Origin of the sequence: Sphaerotilus sp. FB-3 (genome assembly GCF_023706025.1) — a bacterium.
GTDB lineage: Bacteria > Pseudomonadota > Gammaproteobacteria > Burkholderiales > Burkholderiaceae_C > Sphaerotilus > Sphaerotilus sulfidivorans.
In genome coordinates this window covers 82,017-98,553 of sequence record NZ_BQWE01000016.1, presented here as the reverse complement: position 1 = coordinate 98,553, position 16,537 = coordinate 82,017, and the positions used below count along the sequence as shown (strand labels likewise).

17 protein-coding genes are annotated in these 16,537 nt (G+C 71.4%); 4 read left to right on the top strand and 13 right to left on the bottom strand.

Going from position 1 to position 16,537, the window contains the following annotated elements; genetic code table 11:
* Positions 1-45 precede the first annotated feature (45 nt).
* From NFT33_RS08700 to NFT33_RS08685, 4 genes are all read right to left on the bottom strand, one after another.
* Positions 46-1,749, bottom strand: coding sequence for an ABC1 kinase family protein (locus NFT33_RS08700; RefSeq protein WP_149502373.1), 1,704 nt, complete (start codon positions 1,747-1,749; stop codon positions 46-48).
* An 11-nt stretch (positions 1,750-1,760) separates the two neighbouring features.
* The gene (locus NFT33_RS08695; protein WP_251674644.1) at positions 1,761-3,875 is read right to left on the bottom strand and encodes a prolyl oligopeptidase family serine peptidase; all 2,115 of its coding nucleotides are present in this window, start codon (positions 3,873-3,875) and stop codon (positions 1,761-1,763) included.
* The gene (gene ybeY, locus NFT33_RS08690; RefSeq protein ID WP_251674642.1) at positions 3,872-4,333 is read right to left on the bottom strand and encodes an rRNA maturation RNase YbeY; all 462 of its coding nucleotides are present in this window, start codon (positions 4,331-4,333) and stop codon (positions 3,872-3,874) included. The genes NFT33_RS08695 and ybeY overlap by 4 nt, the downstream gene beginning before the upstream one ends.
* Positions 4,334-4,394: 61 nt before the next feature.
* The gene (locus NFT33_RS08685; RefSeq protein ID WP_251674640.1) at positions 4,395-5,402 is read right to left on the bottom strand and encodes a PhoH family protein; all 1,008 of its coding nucleotides are present in this window, start codon (positions 5,400-5,402) and stop codon (positions 4,395-4,397) included.
* A gap of 121 nt (positions 5,403-5,523) precedes the next feature.
* On the opposite strand from NFT33_RS08685, the gene NFT33_RS08680 reads away from it, so the two are divergent.
* From NFT33_RS08680 to ruvB, 4 genes are all read left to right on the top strand, one after another.
* The gene (locus NFT33_RS08680; protein WP_251674638.1) at positions 5,524-7,581 is read left to right on the top strand and encodes a sensor histidine kinase; all 2,058 of its coding nucleotides are present in this window, start codon (positions 5,524-5,526) and stop codon (positions 7,579-7,581) included.
* A gap of 160 nt (positions 7,582-7,741) precedes the next feature.
* Positions 7,742-8,413 carry a response regulator gene (locus NFT33_RS08675; protein WP_149502368.1) on the top strand — a complete coding sequence of 224 codons (672 nt, stop codon included), beginning with the start codon at positions 7,742-7,744 and terminating at the stop codon, positions 8,411-8,413.
* Between the two features lie 22 nt (positions 8,414-8,435).
* A complete protein-coding gene (ruvA, locus tag NFT33_RS08670; RefSeq protein WP_220786740.1) occupies positions 8,436-9,014 on the top strand; it encodes a Holliday junction branch migration protein RuvA in 579 nt (192 codons plus the stop codon).
* Positions 9,015-9,073: 59 nt separating this feature from the next.
* A complete protein-coding gene (gene ruvB, locus NFT33_RS08665) occupies positions 9,074-10,153 on the top strand; it encodes a Holliday junction branch migration DNA helicase RuvB (protein WP_220786739.1) in 1,080 nt (359 codons plus the stop codon).
* A 6-nt stretch (positions 10,154-10,159) separates the two neighbouring features.
* Here the strand turns inward: ruvB and NFT33_RS08660 are convergent, their stop codons facing one another.
* The 9 genes from NFT33_RS08660 to NFT33_RS08620 all read right to left on the bottom strand — a co-directional run bounded on the left by NFT33_RS08660 (position 10,160) and on the right by NFT33_RS08620 (position 16,528).
* The gene (locus NFT33_RS08660) at positions 10,160-10,837 is read right to left on the bottom strand and encodes a histidine phosphatase family protein (protein WP_149502365.1); all 678 of its coding nucleotides are present in this window, start codon (positions 10,835-10,837) and stop codon (positions 10,160-10,162) included.
* A gap of 14 nt (positions 10,838-10,851) precedes the next feature.
* On the bottom strand, positions 10,852-11,493 hold the full coding sequence (locus NFT33_RS08655; RefSeq protein ID WP_251674636.1) for a YbhB/YbcL family Raf kinase inhibitor-like protein: 642 nt from the start codon (positions 11,491-11,493) through the stop codon (positions 10,852-10,854).
* A gap of 67 nt (positions 11,494-11,560) precedes the next feature.
* On the bottom strand, positions 11,561-11,884 hold the full coding sequence (locus NFT33_RS08650; protein ID WP_220786737.1) for a DUF1840 domain-containing protein: 324 nt from the start codon (positions 11,882-11,884) through the stop codon (positions 11,561-11,563).
* Positions 11,885-11,941: 57 nt separating this feature from the next.
* Positions 11,942-12,700, bottom strand: a complete 759-nt coding sequence (locus NFT33_RS08645; RefSeq protein WP_251674634.1) for a lysophospholipid acyltransferase family protein — start codon at positions 12,698-12,700, stop codon at positions 11,942-11,944.
* 14 nt (positions 12,701-12,714) lie between these two features.
* On the bottom strand, positions 12,715-14,007 hold the full coding sequence (locus NFT33_RS08640; protein ID WP_251674632.1) for a dihydroorotase: 1,293 nt from the start codon (positions 14,005-14,007) through the stop codon (positions 12,715-12,717).
* On the bottom strand, positions 14,004-14,966 hold the full coding sequence (locus tag NFT33_RS08635) for an aspartate carbamoyltransferase catalytic subunit (protein WP_251674630.1): 963 nt from the start codon (positions 14,964-14,966) through the stop codon (positions 14,004-14,006). Before NFT33_RS08635 ends, NFT33_RS08640 begins: the two co-directional genes overlap by 4 nt.
* The gene (pyrR, locus tag NFT33_RS08630; protein ID WP_251674628.1) at positions 14,966-15,475 is read right to left on the bottom strand and encodes a bifunctional pyr operon transcriptional regulator/uracil phosphoribosyltransferase PyrR; all 510 of its coding nucleotides are present in this window, start codon (positions 15,473-15,475) and stop codon (positions 14,966-14,968) included. Before pyrR ends, NFT33_RS08635 begins: the two co-directional genes overlap by 1 nt.
* 4 nt (positions 15,476-15,479) lie before the next feature.
* Entirely contained in the window at positions 15,480-15,950 is a 471-nt protein-coding gene (ruvX, locus tag NFT33_RS08625) for a Holliday junction resolvase RuvX (RefSeq protein ID WP_251674626.1), read from the bottom strand.
* Positions 15,947-16,528 (bottom strand): YqgE/AlgH family protein, encoded by a 582-nt coding sequence (locus tag NFT33_RS08620; protein WP_037477396.1) that lies wholly within the window; start codon positions 16,526-16,528, stop codon positions 15,947-15,949. Before NFT33_RS08620 ends, ruvX begins: the two co-directional genes overlap by 4 nt.
* Between the last annotated feature and the right edge of the window lie 9 nt (positions 16,529-16,537).

Genomic DNA, 16,537 nt, shown 5'->3' with positions numbered 1-16,537 from the left:
TATGAAAATCCTTTTCGGTTACGAGGCAGGTACATCAATCCCGCATCAATCCCGATGCGCCACCCGTGCGGCGCGGCCGCTGCGCAGCACCGACCAGGCCAGCCAGATGCCGCCGATGCCGGCGATCAGGAACCCCAGCAGCCCGAAGGCCGGCAGCCCGAACAGCATCGGCCCGCCCCGCACGGTCATGACGATGGACGAGCCGACGATCAGCGCGGCCACCACCATCGCCACCGTCAGCCGGCTGACCGCGCGGTCGAGCTGGTCGACCACCCGTTCGAGATGGCGCACCTCGACATGCACCTGCACGCCGGTGCGCTTGGTCTGGCGCAGCATGCGCGCGACCTCGCGCGGCAGGCGCCCGAGCAGGCGCAGGCCGTGCACCGCCGAGGTCCAGCCCCGCTCGGCCAGCACCCGGGGCGAGTAGCGCGCCCGCACCGCCGCCTCCAGCAGCGGCTCGGCCTCGGTGGCCATGTGGAAGTCGGGCGCCAGCGAGCGCCCCAGCCCCTCCAGCGTGATGAAGGTCTTGACCAGCAGCGCCAGATCGGCCGGCAGCGCCAGCCGGTACTCGCGCAGGATGGTGGTGACATCGTTCATCATCCCGCCCAGGCTGAGCTTGGCCAGCGCGGTGCCGCGGTACTGGTCGACGAAGGCGACCACATCCTGCTGCAGCGCCTCCATGTCGGTGTGGCCGGCATCCTCGGTCCACTCCATCAGCACCTCGACCACCGCCTGGGGATCGCGCTGCACCAGGCCGAGCATCAGCGACAGCAGCTGGTCGCGGCGCGCATCGCTGAGCCGGCCCATCATGCCGAAATCGATGAAGGCCAGCCGGTTGCCCGGCAGGTAGAAGACATTGCCCGGATGCGGATCGGCGTGGAAGAAGCCGTCCTCGATGATCATCTTCAGCACCGCCTGCGCGCCGCGCTGCGCCAGCAGCATGCGGTCGAGCCCGGCGGCGTCCACCCGAGCCAGCTCATGGCCGGGAATGCCGTCGATGCGCTGCTGCACATTGACCCGCTCGCCGGTCCAGTCCCAGTAGACGGTCGGGATGACGATGTGCTCGCGCCCGGCGAAATGGGCGGCGACACGCTCGGCGTTGTGGCACTCGCTCTGCAGGTCCAGCTCGCGGCGCAGCGAGCGCCCGAGCTGGCGCACCAGGCCGGCCGGCTGGTAGGGGCGCAGGTCGGGCCACTCGTCCTCGGCCAGCTGCGCCAGGCGCTCGAGCAGGCGCAGATCGGCCTCGATGACCGGGCGGATGCCGGGCCGGCGCACCTTGACGATGACCTCGGTGCCGTCGTGCAGCTGCGCGCCGTGCACCTGCGCGATCGAGGCCGCCGCCAGCGGCTCGGCATCGAAGCGGGCGAAGACCTCCTCGGGCGGCGCGCCCAGGTCCTCGGCGAGCTGGGCGCGCACCACCTCGATCGGCACCGTCGGCGCCTGACTGTGCAGCTTTTCGAGTTCGGCGATCCAGGCCGGGCCGAACAGGTCGGCGCGGCCGGCCAGGATCTGGCCGAGCTTGACGAAGGTCGGCCCCAGATCCTCGAGCGCCATGCGCAGCTGCACCGGCGGATCCAGCCGCGCCAGGTCGGCGGCATGGTCCATGCGCAGCACATGGCCGGCGCGGGCCAGCCGATCGGCCCAGCCGAGCCGACGCACCAGATCGCCCAGGCCGTGGCGGATGAAGACCGCCGCGATCTCCTGCAGCCGGCCGAGATCGCGGGCTGCCGTCAGGGAGGGAAATGCCATGGGCGTGGCGATCAGCGGCCGCCGAGGCGCGACCAGAGGTAGGCGAACTCCAGCGCCTGCAGGTGCGCGCGCTGGGCATTGTCGGCCGCGCCGCCGTGGCCGCCCTCGATGTTCTCGTAGTACAGCACCGGCTGGCCGAGCGCCTCGAGCCGGGCGACCATGCGCCGCGCGTGGCCCGGATGCACCCGGTCGTCGCGGGTCGAGGTGGTGAAGAGCGCGCGCGGATAGCTCGTGCCCTCGCGCAGCGCCTGGTAGGGGCTGTAGCGCTCGATCCAGGCGCGCTGCTCGGGCTGGTCGGGATCGCCGTACTCGGCCATCCAGGACGCGCCCGCCAGCAGGCGGTGGTAGCGCAGCATGTCGAGCAGCGGCACCTGGCAGACCACCGCGCCGAACAGGTCCGGCCGGCGCGTCATCGCCGCGCCCACCAGCAGGCCGCCGTTGCTGCCGCCCATGATGCCCAGCCGCGCCGGCGAACTCAGGCCGCTGGCGACCAGATCCTCGGCCACCGCGATGAAGTCCTCGTGGCTGCGGGGCTTGTGCTCGCCGACCGCCGCCTGGTGCCAGGCCGGGCCGAACTCGCCACCGCCGCGGATGTTGGCCACCGCCAGCGCGCCGCCGCGCTCGTACCAGGCCAGACCGAAGCCGCCCGAGTACCAGGGCTGCATCGACACCTCGAAGCCGCCGTAGCCGTAGAGCAGCGTCGGCGTGCTGCCGTCCATCGGCGCGTCCTTCGGGCGCACGACGAAGTACGGCACGCGCGTGCCGTCGGCGCTGGTGGCGAAGCGCTGCTCGGCCACCAGCCCGGCGGCGTCGAAATAGCGCGGGCGCTGCTTGAGCACCTCGGGCGCATCGCGGCCGGCCTCGGCCAGCATCAGCGAGTCCGGCGTCAGGAAGTCGGCATAGGTGACCCAGTAGTGCTCGGCCAGCGGATCGTCGGGCAGATGCGGCTCATGCAGCGCGCCGATGCCCAGCGTGCCCGGACCCGGCAGCGCCACCGCGCGGCGCATCCAGCCGCCGGTGGCGGCATCGAAATGCAGCTCCTCGACCCGGTTGGCGACCTGGTCGAGCAGATTCAGCAGCACATGGCCGCGCGTCCAGGTGCTGCCGCCGAGCGAGCAGGTCGGCGTCGGCACGAACAGCGCGGTCCAGCGCAGCGCCTCGCAGCCCTGCGCCATCAGCGCGTCGGCCTCGGCCACCAGCAGCGAGCCGGCCGGATGGCGCGTGCCATCGGCCAGCACGAAGTCGCTGCGCAGCTCCATCACCGCCCAGCGCTCGTGAAAGCCCAGGCTGGCGTCGGCCGGCTTGGAGATCTCGCGGCGACTGCCGTCCGGCCCGACCAGCCACATCGCGGTGGTGTAGAAGTCGATCGAGCGGCCGTGCACGATGCGCTCGAAGCCGGGCGTGTCGTCGATGCTGACCCAGGCCGAGACGTCGCCGGCCTCGCCCTCGTGGATCGTCGGCGCGTCCGCCAGCGGCGTGCCCCGCTTCCAGGCCTTGATGACCCGCGGATAGCCCGAGTCGGTCATCGAGCCCGGCCCGAAGTCGGTGCCGACCGCCAGCGTGTCGGCGTCGATCCAGCTGGCGCTGCTCTTGGCCTCGGACAGCGTGAAGCCGCCTTCGCCGGCCGCGATGAAGCGGCGCTCGACCAGGTCGAACTCGCGCACCACGGTCGCATCGGCGCCGCCGCGCGACAGGTCGATCAGGCAGCGGCGCCAGACCGGGCGGCCCTCGGCGTCACGCGCCGGCGTGCAGACGTCCGCGCCGTGCCAGACCCAGTTCTCGCCTTCGGCCGCGGCCAGCGCGTCCAGGTCGAGCACCGTCTCCCAGACCGGCTCGGCCAGGCGGTAGCTCGCCAGCGTCGTGCGGCGCCACAGGCCGCGCGGATGCTCGGCGTCCTGCCAGAAGTTGTAGAAGTCGTGGCCGATGCGGCTGACGTAGGGAATGCGCTCGCGCGCGTCCATCAGCGCCTTCAGGCGCGGGCGGAACTCGGCGTAGTCGGCACGCGCGCCCAGCTCGCCCTCGGTGCGGGCGTTGTGCTCGCGCACCCAGGCCAGCGCGGCCTCGCCATGCACCTCTTCCAGCCAGAGGTCCGGGGCCTCGCCCTCGGGGCGGTCGACGGCGTTCATGCCGCACCTTCCGCGTACGGATCGGCAAAGCCCAGCGCGGCCATCACCTCGCGCTCGCGCTGCTCCATCGCCTCGGCCTCTTCCTCGCTGTCCTCGTGGTCGTAGCCCTGGGCGTGCAGCGTGCCGTGCACCAGCAGGTGCGCGTAGTGGGCCAGCAGTTCCTTGCCGTTGGCGGCGGCCTCGGCCTCGACCACCGGCGCGCACAGCACCAGGTCGGCCACCACCACCGGCTCGTCGGCATAGTCGAAGGTCAGCACATTGGTCGCGTAGTCCTTCTGGCGGTACTCGCGGTTGAGCGTCTGGCCCTCCTCGGCGCCGACGATGCGCACGGTGATCTCGCCGGGCAGCTCGAGCGCGGCGCGGATGAAGCGCGCGACCTTGTGGCGCGGCAGCAGCGCACGGTGGCGCGGATCGGCGAATTGCAGCGACAGGCTCAGTTCGGGGCGGGCAGCGGGCATGGAACGGGACTTTCTCGGGATCGGATCGAAGAGCGGATCGATGAGCGGATCGACAGGCGGCTCAGGCCTCGGGCCGCTCGCCCACCGGGCGCGGCCGCGCCGCATCGTAGGCCTCGACGATGCGCGCCACCAGCGGATGGCGCACCACGTCGGTGGCGGTGAAGCGGGTCATCGCGATGCCGCGCACCTGGCGCAGCACCTGCGCGGCGTCGACCAGGCCGCTCTTCTGGCCCTTGGGCAGATCGACCTGCGTGGTGTCGCCGGTGACCACCGCGCGGCTGCCGAAGCCGATGCGGGTCAGGAACATCTTCATCTGCTCCGGCGTGGTGTTCTGCGCCTCGTCGAGGATGACGAAGGCATGGTTGAGCGTGCGCCCGCGCATGAAGGCCAGCGGCGCGATCTCGATCTGGCCCTTCTCGAAGGCCTTGGCCACCCGCTCCATGCCCATCAGGTCGTAGAGCGCGTCGTAGAGCGGGCGCAGATACGGGTCGACCTTCTGCGCCAGATCGCCGGGCAGGAAGCCCAGGCGCTCGCCGGCTTCCACTGCCGGGCGGGTCAGGATGATGCGCTGCACGCTGCCGCGCTCGAGCGCATCGACCGCGCAGGCCACCGCCAGGAAGGTCTTGCCGGTGCCCGCCGGCCCCAGGCCGAAGGTGATGTCGTGGCCGAGGATGTTGCGCAGGTAGGCGACCTGGTTGCGGGTGCGCCCGGCCAGCTCGGCGCGGCGCGTCTTCAGCACGATCTCGGGCGCCTCGCCGGCCGGCTCGATCACCGTCTCGCCGGCCTGCACCACCCGCAGCGCCGGGCCCTCGTCATGCAGCGCCTGCACCAGCAGCAGCTGCAGCTCGGCCGGCTCGATCGGCGCGGTGGCACGCTCGTGCAGCTGCTGCAGCACCGCGACCGCACGCTCGGCGGCGCGGCGTGCGCCCTCGATGCGGAAGGACTCGTTGCGCCGGCGGATGCTGACATCGAAGGCCGCCTCGATCGTGCGCAGATGCTCGTCCAGCGCGCCGCAGACATGGGCGAGGCGCTGGTTGTCGTGGGGAATGAAGGCGTGGCGCAGGATCACGGGTCGAGTGTGAACTATGAGGCACGGGGCCGGAGCCACGATTGTCGCCGCGCGCCGGCATCCGGGGCGGTCCGGCAGAATCGGGCGCCCGCCCGCCACCTCTTCCGGATTTCACATTTCCGTGACCCCGCCTCCCGTTCCGGCCGCCGACGTCCCGACGATCCATGCCTCGCAGGCGACCGACACGCCGCCCGAGTCCGCCGCGCCAGGCTCCTTGCATGAGCCTGCGATGCCCGACGCGGGCGCCGTCCGGCCCTCGCTGCGCCAGCGCATCGAGCGCCTGAGCGGCGGCTCGCTGCTGGCGGCGCTGCACCCGGCGCGCTGGGGCCTGCTGGTGCTGGCGCTGATCGTCGGCGGCCTGTGGCTGGTCGAGCTCGGCAGCCGCGGCAGCCAGGACGACATGACCGTCATCCGCAGCGCGACGCTGATGGCGATGCCCACGCCGGAGCGGCCGCAGGCCGGCGCCCCCCGGCTGATCACCCTGCCGCACGCCTGGGATCATTCGCCGCGGCTGTCGGCGCCGCTGGGCTACCGGGTCCGCTTCGATCTGCCGACGCGCTCCCCGTCCGCCGCAGGCTCGGCCGGGCTGGCAGGCATGGCAGGCCTGTACATCGAGCGCCTGTGCGGCGCGCACGAGATCCGGCTCAACGGCTGGCGCCTGGCGGTGCGGGGGCGGCTCGACGCGCCGCGCCCCAACGAATGCCTCGACCCGGTGCTGGTGGCGCTGCCGCCGGCGATGCTGCGTCCGGCCGACAACCAGCTCGACATCATCCTGGCCGCGCAGGTGCGCTCGCAGGTGGCGGTCAGCGAGCATGCCGGCTACCTGTCGCCGGTGCGCATCGGCCCGATGCATCAGCTCGAGGGCATGCAGCGCCGCCTGCAGACCCTGCACACCGGCATCACCCAGGCGCTGGCGATGCTGGTCGGGGCGGTGGGCACCGCCGCGCTGCTGCTGGCCGCGCTCAGCCGCCTGCCCTATCTCGGCTACTTCGGCGCGGCGTGCCTGGGCTGGGCGATGCTGTGCGCGCTGCTGACCGGCGCCCACCTGCCGCTGTCGGTGCCCGCCTACGAATGGCTGACCGGCGCGCTGATGCCGCCGATCGCGGTGGCGGCGATCCTCTCGCTGATGCGCTACAGCGGCATCCAGGTGCGCTGGATCGAGCTGTCGGTGGCGCTGCAGAGCATCGTGGTGCCGCTGAGCCTGCTGATCGCCGCGCCCGACCGCATCAGCACCATCACCCAGCCGTGGATGGTGATCCTCTCGCTCGAGGTGCTGGTGGCGCTGGGCGTGTTCCTGCACCGGGCCTGGGCGCGCTCGCCGGCCGACTTCCGCGTCGTCGGCATCGCGCTGGGCATGACGCTGGTGGGCGCGGCCTTCGAGCGGATGATGGTGGCCGACGAGATCCTGCTGCCCGGCGTGCGTGCGATCAGCATCGGCGCGGTGGTGATGTTCGCCGGCATGGTGCTGCGCATGCTGCAGCAGATGCAGGCGGCGGTCGGTGCGGCCGAGGCCGGCCGGCTGGCCGCCGAGCGCCGGGTCGAGGAGATCACCAGCGACATGGAGCGCAACTACAGCCACATGGCCGAGATGCGCGTCGAGCAGGTCACCGCCAAGGAGCGCAAGCGCATCGCCGCCGACCTGCACGACGACCTCGGCGCCAAGCTGCTGACCATCGTGCACACCAGCGAGAGCGAGCGCATCGCCACGCTGGCGCGCGAGGCGCTCGAGGAGATGCGGCTGTCGGTGCGCGGCCTGACCGGCCGCGCGGTGCAGCTCGGCGACGCCATCGGCGACTGGCGCAGCGAGGTCATGATGCGCCTGAGCCAGGGCGGCGTGGAGCTCAACTGGAACACGCCCGACGACCTGCTGATGAGCGAGCGCGCGATGAGCGCACGCGCCTATGTGCAGACCACCCGCATCCTGCGCGAGGCGGTCAGCAATGTGCTCAAGCACAGCGGCGCGACCCACTGCGAGATCTCGATGCGCATGGACATCAACGACTTCGAGCTGACCATTTCCGACAACGGCAAGGGCATTCCGATGGAGCTCGACGGCAAGCTCGACCGCGGCCACGGCATGTCGACGATGAAGGGCCGCGCCAAGCAGCTCCAGGGCCAGTGCCTGGTGGAATCCGGCCCCGGCTACGGCACGACGATCCGGCTGACGCTGCCGCTGTGACCGGCGTGAATCACGTGAACCACGAAGTACCAATGCCCTGGCAACGCCAGTGATCTTTCACGAAATCCGGTCATTTTCGTAACCAGATCCGCCGTGGGGCTCCAGTCGGCCCGGCCGGGTCCACACTCGCATCCGGCCGAACGTTCCCGAGGAAAAGACGATGAAAACGATCCTGCTGCTCGAAGACCTTCCCGAAATCCGTGCCTGGCTGCGCGCCCTGGTGGTGCAGGTGTTTCCCGGCTCGACGGTGGTGGAATCCGCACGGGTGCATGACGCGCTGCAGCAGGTCGGCGCGCACCGCTTCGACCTGGCGATGATCGACCTGGGCCTGCCCGACGGCTCCGGCGTCAAGGTGGTGCAGGCGCTGCGCGAGGCCCAGCCCGATGCGCAGTCGGTGGTGGTCACCATCCACGACGACGACGATCACCTCTTCCCGGCCTTGCAGGCCGGCGCCTACGGCTACCTGCTCAAGGAGCAGCCGCGCGAGCAGCTGATGGAGCATCTGCAGCGCATCAGCCAGGGCGAGCCGCCGCTGTCGCCGTCGATCGCGCGCCGGATGATCTCCTATTTCTCGGCGCAGGCGAACCGTCCGGCGCTGCAGCCGCAGCAGACCCAGGACTCGCTGATGCCGAACGTGCAGCTCACCGAGCGCGAGCGCGAGGTGCTGCTGCGGGTGGCCAAGGGCTTCACGCTGCCGGAGATCGGCGTGCAGCTCGGCCTCTCCCGCCACACCATCGCCGACTATGTGAAGCAGATCTACCGCAAGCTCAACGTGAGCTCGCGCGCCGAGGCGGCACTGGAGGCGCAGCGCCTGGGCCTGTTCCGGCGCTGAGGCGCTCGCATAATCGCGTCCCATGATCGGACGACTCACCGGAACCCTGGCGGAGAAATCCCCGCCGCTCGTGCTCATGGATGTCGGCGGCGTCGGCTACGAGGTCGACGTGCCGATGAGCACCTTCTGCAGCCTGCCGCACCTGGGCGAGCGCGTCACGCTGCACACCCACATGGTGGTGCGCGAGGACGCGCAGCTGCTCTACGGCTTCCTGACGCTGGAGGAGCGCGAGACCTTCCGCCAGCTCATCCGCATCAGCGGCGTGGGCCCGCGCATCGCGCTGGCGGTGCTGTCGGGCATGAGCGCGCAGGAACTGGCGCAGGCAGTGAGCCAGCAGCAGCCCGGCCGCCTGGTCAAGGTGCCCGGCATCGGCAAGAAGACCGCCGAGCGCCTGCTGCTCGAACTCAAGGGCAAGCTCGCGCCCGACCTGGGCGTGCCGGCCGGCGCGGTCGTCACCAGCGACGCGCAGGCCGACATCGTGCAGGCGCTGGTCGCGCTGGGCTACAGCGACAAGGACGCGGCCGCGGCGATCAAGGCGCTGCCCGCCGACATCGGCGTCAGCGACGGCATTCGCGCGGCGCTGAAATCACTGGTGAAATAGACAGTCCTGCGTACGGTTTCCGGCCGGTCGTCGGCCGGCTTTGACGGACAATTCCGCGCATGGCCATCCAGACCGACGACTTCGCCGCCCCCCCGAAACGCATCGTCAGCGCCGCTGCCGGCACGCCCCAGGAAGAAGCCCTGGAACGCGCGCTGCGCCCGAAGCTGCTGGGCGAGTACATCGGCCAGACGCGGGCGCGCGAGCAGCTCGAGATCTTCATCGGCGCGGCCAGGAAGCGCCGCGAGGCGCTCGACCATGTGCTGCTGTTCGGCCCGCCGGGACTGGGCAAGACGACGCTGAGCCACATCGTCGCCGCCGAGCTGGGCGTGAACCTGCGCCAGACCAGCGGCCCGGTGCTCGAGAAGCCCAAGGACCTGGCCGCGATCCTGACCAGCCTCGAGAAGAACGACGTGCTCTTCATCGACGAGATCCACCGCCTGAGCCCGGTCGTCGAGGAGATCCTCTACCCGGCACTGGAGGACTACCAGATCGACATCATGATCGGCGAGGGCCCGGCGGCGCGCTCGATCAAGCTCGACCTGCAGCCGTTCACGCTGGTCGGTGCCACGACCCGCGCGGGCATGCTGACCAATCCCTTGCGCGACCGCTTCGGCATCATCGCGCGGCTGGAGTTCTACACGCCCGAAGAACTCTCGAGGATCGTCACCCGCTCGGCCGGGCTGCTGGGCGCGCCGATCGACGCCGAGGGCGCGATGGAGCTGGCGCGGCGCTCGCGCGGCACGCCGCGCATCGCCAACCGGCTGCTGCGCCGGGTGCGCGACTATGCCGAGGTCAAGGGCGACGGCCGCATCGTCAAGACGGTGGCCGACCGCGCGCTGACGATGCTCGATGTCGATCCGGTCGGCTTCGACCTGATGGACCGCAAGTTCCTGGAGGCGGTGGTGCACCGCTTCGACGGCGGTCCGGTCGGGCTCGAGAACGTCGCCGCCGCGATCGGCGAGGACGCCGGCACGATCGAGGACGTGATCGAGCCCTACCTGATCCAGCAGGGCTATCTGCAGCGCACCCCGCGCGGCCGGGTGGCGACGCTGGCGGCCTGGCGCCACCTGGGCGTGACGCCGCCGCAGCGCGCCGGCCTGGTCAGCGGCGGTCCCGACCTGTTCGGAGACGGCGCGTGACCGCGCTCAGGACAGGCTGTGCGCCGGCGTGAGGCTGCGGCCGCCATCGCTGCTTTCCTCGAGGGCGTCGCCTTCGAGGTGCTGGATGTCGCCCCAGCCGATCATGGTCAGCCGCTCGCCGGTGAACAGCAGGCGGTTGATGCTGGCGTTGCCGAGCTGCCAGGTGCGCGGCGCCTCGATGGGCATGCCGCAGGCGGCGCGGTACAGGCAGTCGAGCACGCCGCCGTGCGCCACCAGCACCACCGTCTCGCCGGGGTGAGCCGCCGCCAGGCGCTGGGCGGCATCGACCGAGCGCTGGTAGAAGACACGCAGCGACTCGGCGCCCTCGGGCTCGAAGTCGGGCTCACGCGACTTCCAGCGCCGGACCAGGTCCGGGTGGATCGCCTCGATCTCCGCGACGGTGCGGCCCTGGAACAGGCCGAAGCGCCGCTCGCGCAGGCCCTGGTCGTGAATGACCGGCAGGCCGGTGCGCAGCGAGATGGCCGCGGCGGTGTCGGCGGCACGGACCAGGTCGGAGGCGTAGATCGCCGCGATGTCCTCGCCGGCGAGCGCCTCGGCGACCCGCCCGGCCTGCCAGCGGCCGGTGTCGTTGAGCGGGATGTCGAGCTGGCCCTGGATGCGGGTGTCGACGTTCCAGGCGGTCTCGCCGTGACGGATCGCGAGAATGCGGGTGCCGTGGCCCATGCCGCGCCGTCCCGTCAGGCGCCTGCGCCGGCACCCAGGCGCCGGTTCAGGGTGTAGGAGCCGGTGATCGAGGCCTGGCCGAGCACATGGCCGGCGATCGCCTCGCGCACCTGCGCACCGGTGAAGGCACCCTCGACCGGGCAGCGTTCCAGGTCCAGCGCAAACAGCGTGAAGACATAGTGGTGCACCAGGCTGTCGTTGAACGGCGGGAAGGGGCCGTCGTAGCCGAAGTACGAACCCGACATGTCGGCGTTGCCGGCGAACCAGCCGGTGTAGTCGTTCAGGCCGTGGCGCGCGCCGTGCAGCGTCTCGGGGCCGGCCTTGCCGCGGGCGGTGAAGCCCTGGCTGAACTCGCCCTCGGCGATCTGGCCCAGCGTCGGCGGCAGGTCGACCATCACCCAGTGGAAGAAGTCGACGCGCGGCAGGTCAGCCGGCACCTCGCGGTCGGTCTGGTTGACGTCGTCGCCGCGGCTGGGCACGTCCGGATCGTGGCAGATCAGCGCCAGGCTCTTCGTGCCGGCCGGCAGATCGCTCCAGGCCAGATGCGGGCTGAGGTTGTCGGAGAAGGTGACGATGCTGGCCTCGTCGGGACGGCCGGCGGCGAGGCGGGCGGGAATGGCGGCGCCGTCGGTCAGGCTGTCGCTGCGCAGTTGCATGGGATCGGTCTCCGGGTGTCGTGCAGATGTCGTGCAGGGGCTGGAAATGCAGGCGATGCGGTGAGGCTCAGACGCCCCAGACGATGACCTCGTCGGCCTCGGCGCAGCGCCGCATCATGTCGATCAGCGGCCAGACGCGCTGGCGCAGGCTCACGCCCTTCGGGGCCGGCAGCGTGCGGCCCTCGGCGGCGGCCTCGGCCTCGGCGCGACGGCGCGCCTCCTCCTCGTCGCGCACGGCCGACTCCAGCTGGCCGATCAGATCGGGCATCTGCGCCGGCTGGAAGATGCCCTGCGGCGCCGGCTCGCGACCGATCAGGCGCATCAGCCGGTCGCCGACCTCGGAGGTCATGATCACGTCGCCGGAGGCCTTGGAGCGGAACTTGTAGAGCATGGTCGGGCTTTCTCGAACGGTTCGTCGTTGCCGGATCCGGTCGATTCTGCCCGAGACTCAGGCCGGCGGCGTGTCGGACGCGATGCCGAGCGCGGCGGCGATGCGCGCGCGCAGCAGCAGCGACAGCGCGCGGCGATCCAGGCCGGCCGACGCGATCGGCGCCAGGATGCCGATGCGCACCTCGATCGCGTCGGCCGAGGCGATGCGCCACAGACTCTGCAGCAGCGTGGTGTCGCCGATGTAGGCCGCCGCCGGGCTGACCGGGTGGCCGGGCTCGGAGAAGCGCAGCGCCAGCGGCTGCACCGGCACGCCCGCGGTGACCGCCGCCTGCAGCAGATTGGCGTGAAAGGGCAGCAGATGATGGCCGTCGGAGGTGGTGCCCTCGGGGAAGAAGGCCACCGTGTCGCCGGCGGCCAGCGCCTCGGCCGACTGGTGCACCACCCGCAGCGCGTCGCGCTTGCTCTCGCGCTCGATGAAGATCGTGCCGGCGGCCGCGATCAGCCAGCCCAGCACCGGCCAGGCCTTCACATCGGCCTTCGAGACGAAGCGCGCCTGCGGGCAGACCGCATGCACCGCGATGATGTCGAGCCAGGAGACATGGTTGGCGGCGATCAGGTGCGCGCCCGGCGCGAAGCGCCCGTCCGGCCGCAGCCGCAGGCCCAGCAGCGCCAGCAGCTTGGCCGACCACCACTGGATGCGGGCGCAGCGGTGCGCGACGCTGGCGCCGTCGAACTCCCGCCAGGCGACCCAGACGCCGTGCAGGATGTGCACCAGCACCCGGCCGAGGCGCCAGATCGCCCTGAGACTGCGCAGCACGCCGCGGCCCGGCCTCAGCGCAGCTCGTGCGCGATGGTGCCGGCGACCAGCGTCGCGCGCACCCGGCCCGGCAGCGCCATGCCGGTGTCGGCGAAGGCGAACGGGGTGTGCTTGCCCTGGCTGTGCAGCACATCGGGCGTGACCGGCCAGGTCTCGTCGGGATCGAAGACGCAGACATCGGCCACGCCGCCCTCGACCAGCCGGCCGGCGCTCGAGGCCAGCGAGCCCAGCGCATCGCCCAGAACCCGCACCGGATCCGAGGTGACGCGCGCCAGCGTCTGCGCCAGCGACAGCTCCTGGTCCTGGCCCCACTTCAGCGCCAGGCTGAGCAGCAGCTCCAGGCCGGTCGCGCCCGGCTCGGCCTCGCCGAAGGGCAGCGTCTTGGCATCGCCCTCGACCGGCGTGTGGTCGGAGACCAGCGCGTCGATCGTGCCGTCGGCCAGACCGGCCCGCAGCGCGTCGCGGTCGCGGCCCTGGCGCAACGGCGGCGTCAGGCGCATCGCCGGGTTGAAGTAGCCGATGTCGACATCGGTCAGGTGCAGCGAGTTGATGCTGACATCCGCGGTGACCGGCAGGCCCTCGGCCTTGGCCTGGCGCACCAGCTCGACGCCGGCGGCGCTCGACAGACGGCACAGGTGCACCCGCACGCCGGTGGCGCGCATCAGCTCGAAGAGGGTGTGCAGCGAGATGGTCTCGGAGGCCACCGGCACGCCCGACAGGCCCAGCCGGGTGGCGACCGCGCCGCTGGCGGCCACGCCCTTGCCCAGCCACGGATCGACCGGACGCAGCCACAGCGACAGGTTGTGCGAGGACGCATACATCATCGCGCGCTGCAGCACCAGGGTGTCCTTGATCGCCGATTCGGCCTGCGAGAAGCCGACGCAGCCGGCGGCCGTCAGCTCGGCCATCTCGGTCAGCGCCTCGCCCTTCAGACCGCGGGTCAGCGCGCCCAGCGGGAACAGCCGGCACAGCGAGAGCTTGCGGGCGCGGAACTTCAGCATCTCGACCAGGCCGGGCTCGTCGAGCGCCGGGTCGGTGTCGGGCGGGCAGACCAGGCTGGTCACGCCGCCGGCCGCCGCCGCGTTCAGCTCGCTCTCGAGCATGCCGCGCTCGCGCAGCCGCGCGGCCAGGTCGACCAGGCCGGGCGCGACGACGCAGCCGCGTGCGTCGAGGGTGCGGCTGGGCTGGAAGTCGGCTGGCACCGCGCCGATGGCGACGATGCGGCCGGCGGCGATCGCCACATCGGCGATCTCGTCGCGGCCCGAGGCCGGATCGACGACGCGGCCGTTCTGGATCAGGATCTTCATGCTTCGTTCCCCGCGATGATCGACATCACCGCCATGCGCACCGCAATGCCAAACGTCACCTGCGGCAGGATCACGCTGTGCTGGCCGTCGGCCACCACCGAATCGATCTCGACGCCGCGGTTGATCGGGCCCGGGTGCATCACGATGCAGTCGGGCGCGGCCAGCGCGAGCTTCTCCTCGGTCAGGCCGTAGCTCTTGAAATACTCGCCGGCGCTGGGCAGCATCGCGCCGCTCATGCGCTCGTTCTGCAGGCGCAGCATGATGATGACGTCGGCATCGCGGATGCCCTCGGCCATGTCGTGGTGGACCTGCACGCCCATCTCGGCCAGATTGCCCGGCACCAGCGTCTTCGGGCCCACCGCGCGAATCTCGGGCACGCCCAGCGTGGTCAGCGCATGGATGTCCGAGCGCGCCACGCGGCTGTGCACGATGTCGCCGACGATCGCCACCCGCAGCCTGGTGAAGTCCTTCTTGTAGTGGCGGATGGTGTACATGTCGAGCAGCCCCTGCGTGGGGTGCGCGTGGCGGCCGTCGCCGGCGTTGACCACATGGACATGCGGCGCGCAGTGCTGCGCGATCAGGTAGGGCGCGCCCGACTCGCTGTGGCGCACCACGAACATGTCGGCATGCATCGCCGACAGGTTGGCGATGGTGTCGAGCAGGCTCTCGCCCTTCGACGCGCTGGACTTGGCGATGTCGAGGTTGATCACGTCCGCCGACAGGCGCTTGGCGGCGATCTCGAAGGTGGTGCGGGTGCGGGTCGAGTTCTCGAAGAACAGGTTGAACACCGACTTGCCGCGCAGCAGCGGCACCTTCTTGACCTCGCGGTCGTTGACCGCCAGGAAGGTGCTGGCGGTGTCGAGAATGTGCGTGAGCACCGCCCGGGGCAGGCCCTCGATCGACAGCAGATGGATCAGCTCGCCGTGCTTGTTGAGCTGGGGATTGCGGCGCGAGAGCATCAGCGGGTCTCCTGGGTGTCGCGGACCGTGAAGCGGAAGCGGCCGGTCTCGTCGCGGTCGAGCGCGATCTGCTGGGTGGCCGGCAGCGCGATGCGCGCGGCGGCGAAGGCGGCCTGGATCGGCAGCTGGCGCCCGCCCCGGTCGACCAGCACGGCGAGCCGGACCGAGGACGGCCGGCCGAAGTCGAACAGCTCGTTGATGACCGCACGCGTCGTGCGGCCGGTGTAGAGCACGTCGTCGATCAGCACGATCGGGCGGCCGTCGACGCTGAACGGCAGGTTCGTCGCGTCGGTGGTCGAGCCCAGGCCGCGCGAGCTGAAGTCGTCGCGGTGCAGCGTGCTGGAGATGACGCCGTGCGGCAGGGCCAGGCCGAGATCGCGCTGCAGTCGCTCGGCCAGCCAGGCGCCGCCGGACCACACGCCGACCAGGACGGCGTCGGGCTCGAGCAGCCCGCGCACGCCGGTCAGCAGCTCGCCGTAGAGCGCCTCGGCATCGAGATGCAGACTCATGGGGTCAATCCTTCGGTGGGTTCGTTTCTTCGGGGTCTTGTTCTTGCAGCCGCGCCAGCGTGGCGGCCTGCGCGGCGCGGTCGAGCTCGTCGAAATGCTGGGTCAGCAGCAGGGCCGCGGCGGCGGCATCGGCATCGCGCGCACCGGCGGCCAGCACCTCGGTGGTGCTGTAGCGCTCGTCGACCTCGAACACCGGCAGGCCGAAGCGGCCCTGCAGCTGACGCGCGAAGCGCTGGGCACGGCGGGTGTTCTCGTGGTCGGCGCCGTCCGGGTGGCGCGGCACGCCGACGACCAGCGCATCGGGGCGCCATTCGCGGATCAGCGCCTCGATCGGCGCGAAGCGGGCCTGGCCCTCGGCGGCGATGGTCCTGAGCGGCGAGCCGCGGCCCAGCGTGCGGCTGCCGCTGGCCACCCCGGTCCGGCGCAGGCCGTAGTCGAAGGCCAGATAGGTCTCGGGCGGTCGCAGCGGGCTCATGCGTGACCCGCCTCCTGAGCCAGGAAGGCCGGGTCGATGCCCAGCAGCGACAGCGCGCGCTGGTAGCGCTGCTCGGCCGGCGTGTCGAAGATGATGGCCGGATCGGCATCGACGGTCAGCCAGCCGTTGCGCGACAGCTCGTCCTCGAGCTGGCCGGCGCCCCAGCCGGCATAGCCCAGCGTGATCAGCACCCGGCGCGGGCCGTTGCCGCCCGACAGCGCCTCGAGCACATCACGGCTGGTGGTCATCGCCAGGCCGCCGGGCACCAGCAGCGAGGAGGCGTAGGCCGCCGCATCGTCGGCCGGTCGGTCGTGCAGCACGAAGCCGCGCTCGGTCTGCACCGGGCCGCCGAAATGCACCGGCACGGCGGCCAGGTCCTCGCGGTCCAGCGCCATCTCGACGCGCTCGAACAGATTGGCGATCGTGATGTCGATCGGCTTGTTGATGACCAGTCCGAGCGCGCCGCGCTCGGTGTGCTCGCACAGGTAGACGACCGAGCCGGCGAAATGATCGTCGGCCATGCCGGGCATGGCGATCAGGAACTGGTTGGTGAGGTTGATGCTGCCAAGGCCGGACATGGCGCGGAT

Bases quoted from the DNA above. Each gene is read 5' to 3' on its own strand.
- NFT33_RS08650 (WP_220786737.1), bottom strand. From the start codon at position 11,884: ATGCTCTACAAGTTCCGCTCCAAGGCCTCCGGCGACGTGATCATGACC.
- NFT33_RS08620 (WP_037477396.1), bottom strand. From the start codon at position 16,528: ATGTCCGGCCTTGGCAGCATCAACCTCACCAACCAGTTCCTGATCGCC.
- NFT33_RS08635 (WP_251674630.1), bottom strand. From the start codon at position 14,966: ATGCTCTCGCGCCGCAATCCCCAGCTCAACAAGCACGGCGAGCTGATC.
- NFT33_RS08700 (WP_149502373.1), bottom strand. From the start codon at position 1,749: ATGGCATTTCCCTCCCTGACGGCAGCCCGCGATCTCGGCCGGCTGCAG.
- ruvA (WP_220786740.1), top strand. From the start codon at position 8,436: ATGATCGGACGACTCACCGGAACCCTGGCGGAGAAATCCCCGCCGCTC.
- ruvB (WP_220786739.1), top strand. From the start codon at position 9,074: ATGGCCATCCAGACCGACGACTTCGCCGCCCCCCCGAAACGCATCGTC.
- NFT33_RS08640 (WP_251674632.1), bottom strand. From the start codon at position 14,007: ATGAAGATCCTGATCCAGAACGGCCGCGTCGTCGATCCGGCCTCGGGC.
- NFT33_RS08695 (WP_251674644.1), bottom strand. From the start codon at position 3,875: ATGAACGCCGTCGACCGCCCCGAGGGCGAGGCCCCGGACCTCTGGCTG.
- pyrR (WP_251674628.1), bottom strand. From the start codon at position 15,475: ATGAGTCTGCATCTCGATGCCGAGGCGCTCTACGGCGAGCTGCTGACC.
- ruvX (WP_251674626.1), bottom strand. From the start codon at position 15,950: ATGAGCCCGCTGCGACCGCCCGAGACCTATCTGGCCTTCGACTACGGC.
- ybeY (WP_251674642.1), bottom strand. From the start codon at position 4,333: ATGCCCGCTGCCCGCCCCGAACTGAGCCTGTCGCTGCAATTCGCCGAT.
- NFT33_RS08675 (WP_149502368.1), top strand. From the start codon at position 7,742: ATGAAAACGATCCTGCTGCTCGAAGACCTTCCCGAAATCCGTGCCTGG.
- NFT33_RS08660 (WP_149502365.1), bottom strand. From the start codon at position 10,837: ATGGGCCACGGCACCCGCATTCTCGCGATCCGTCACGGCGAGACCGCC.
- NFT33_RS08655 (WP_251674636.1), bottom strand. From the start codon at position 11,493: ATGCAACTGCGCAGCGACAGCCTGACCGACGGCGCCGCCATTCCCGCC.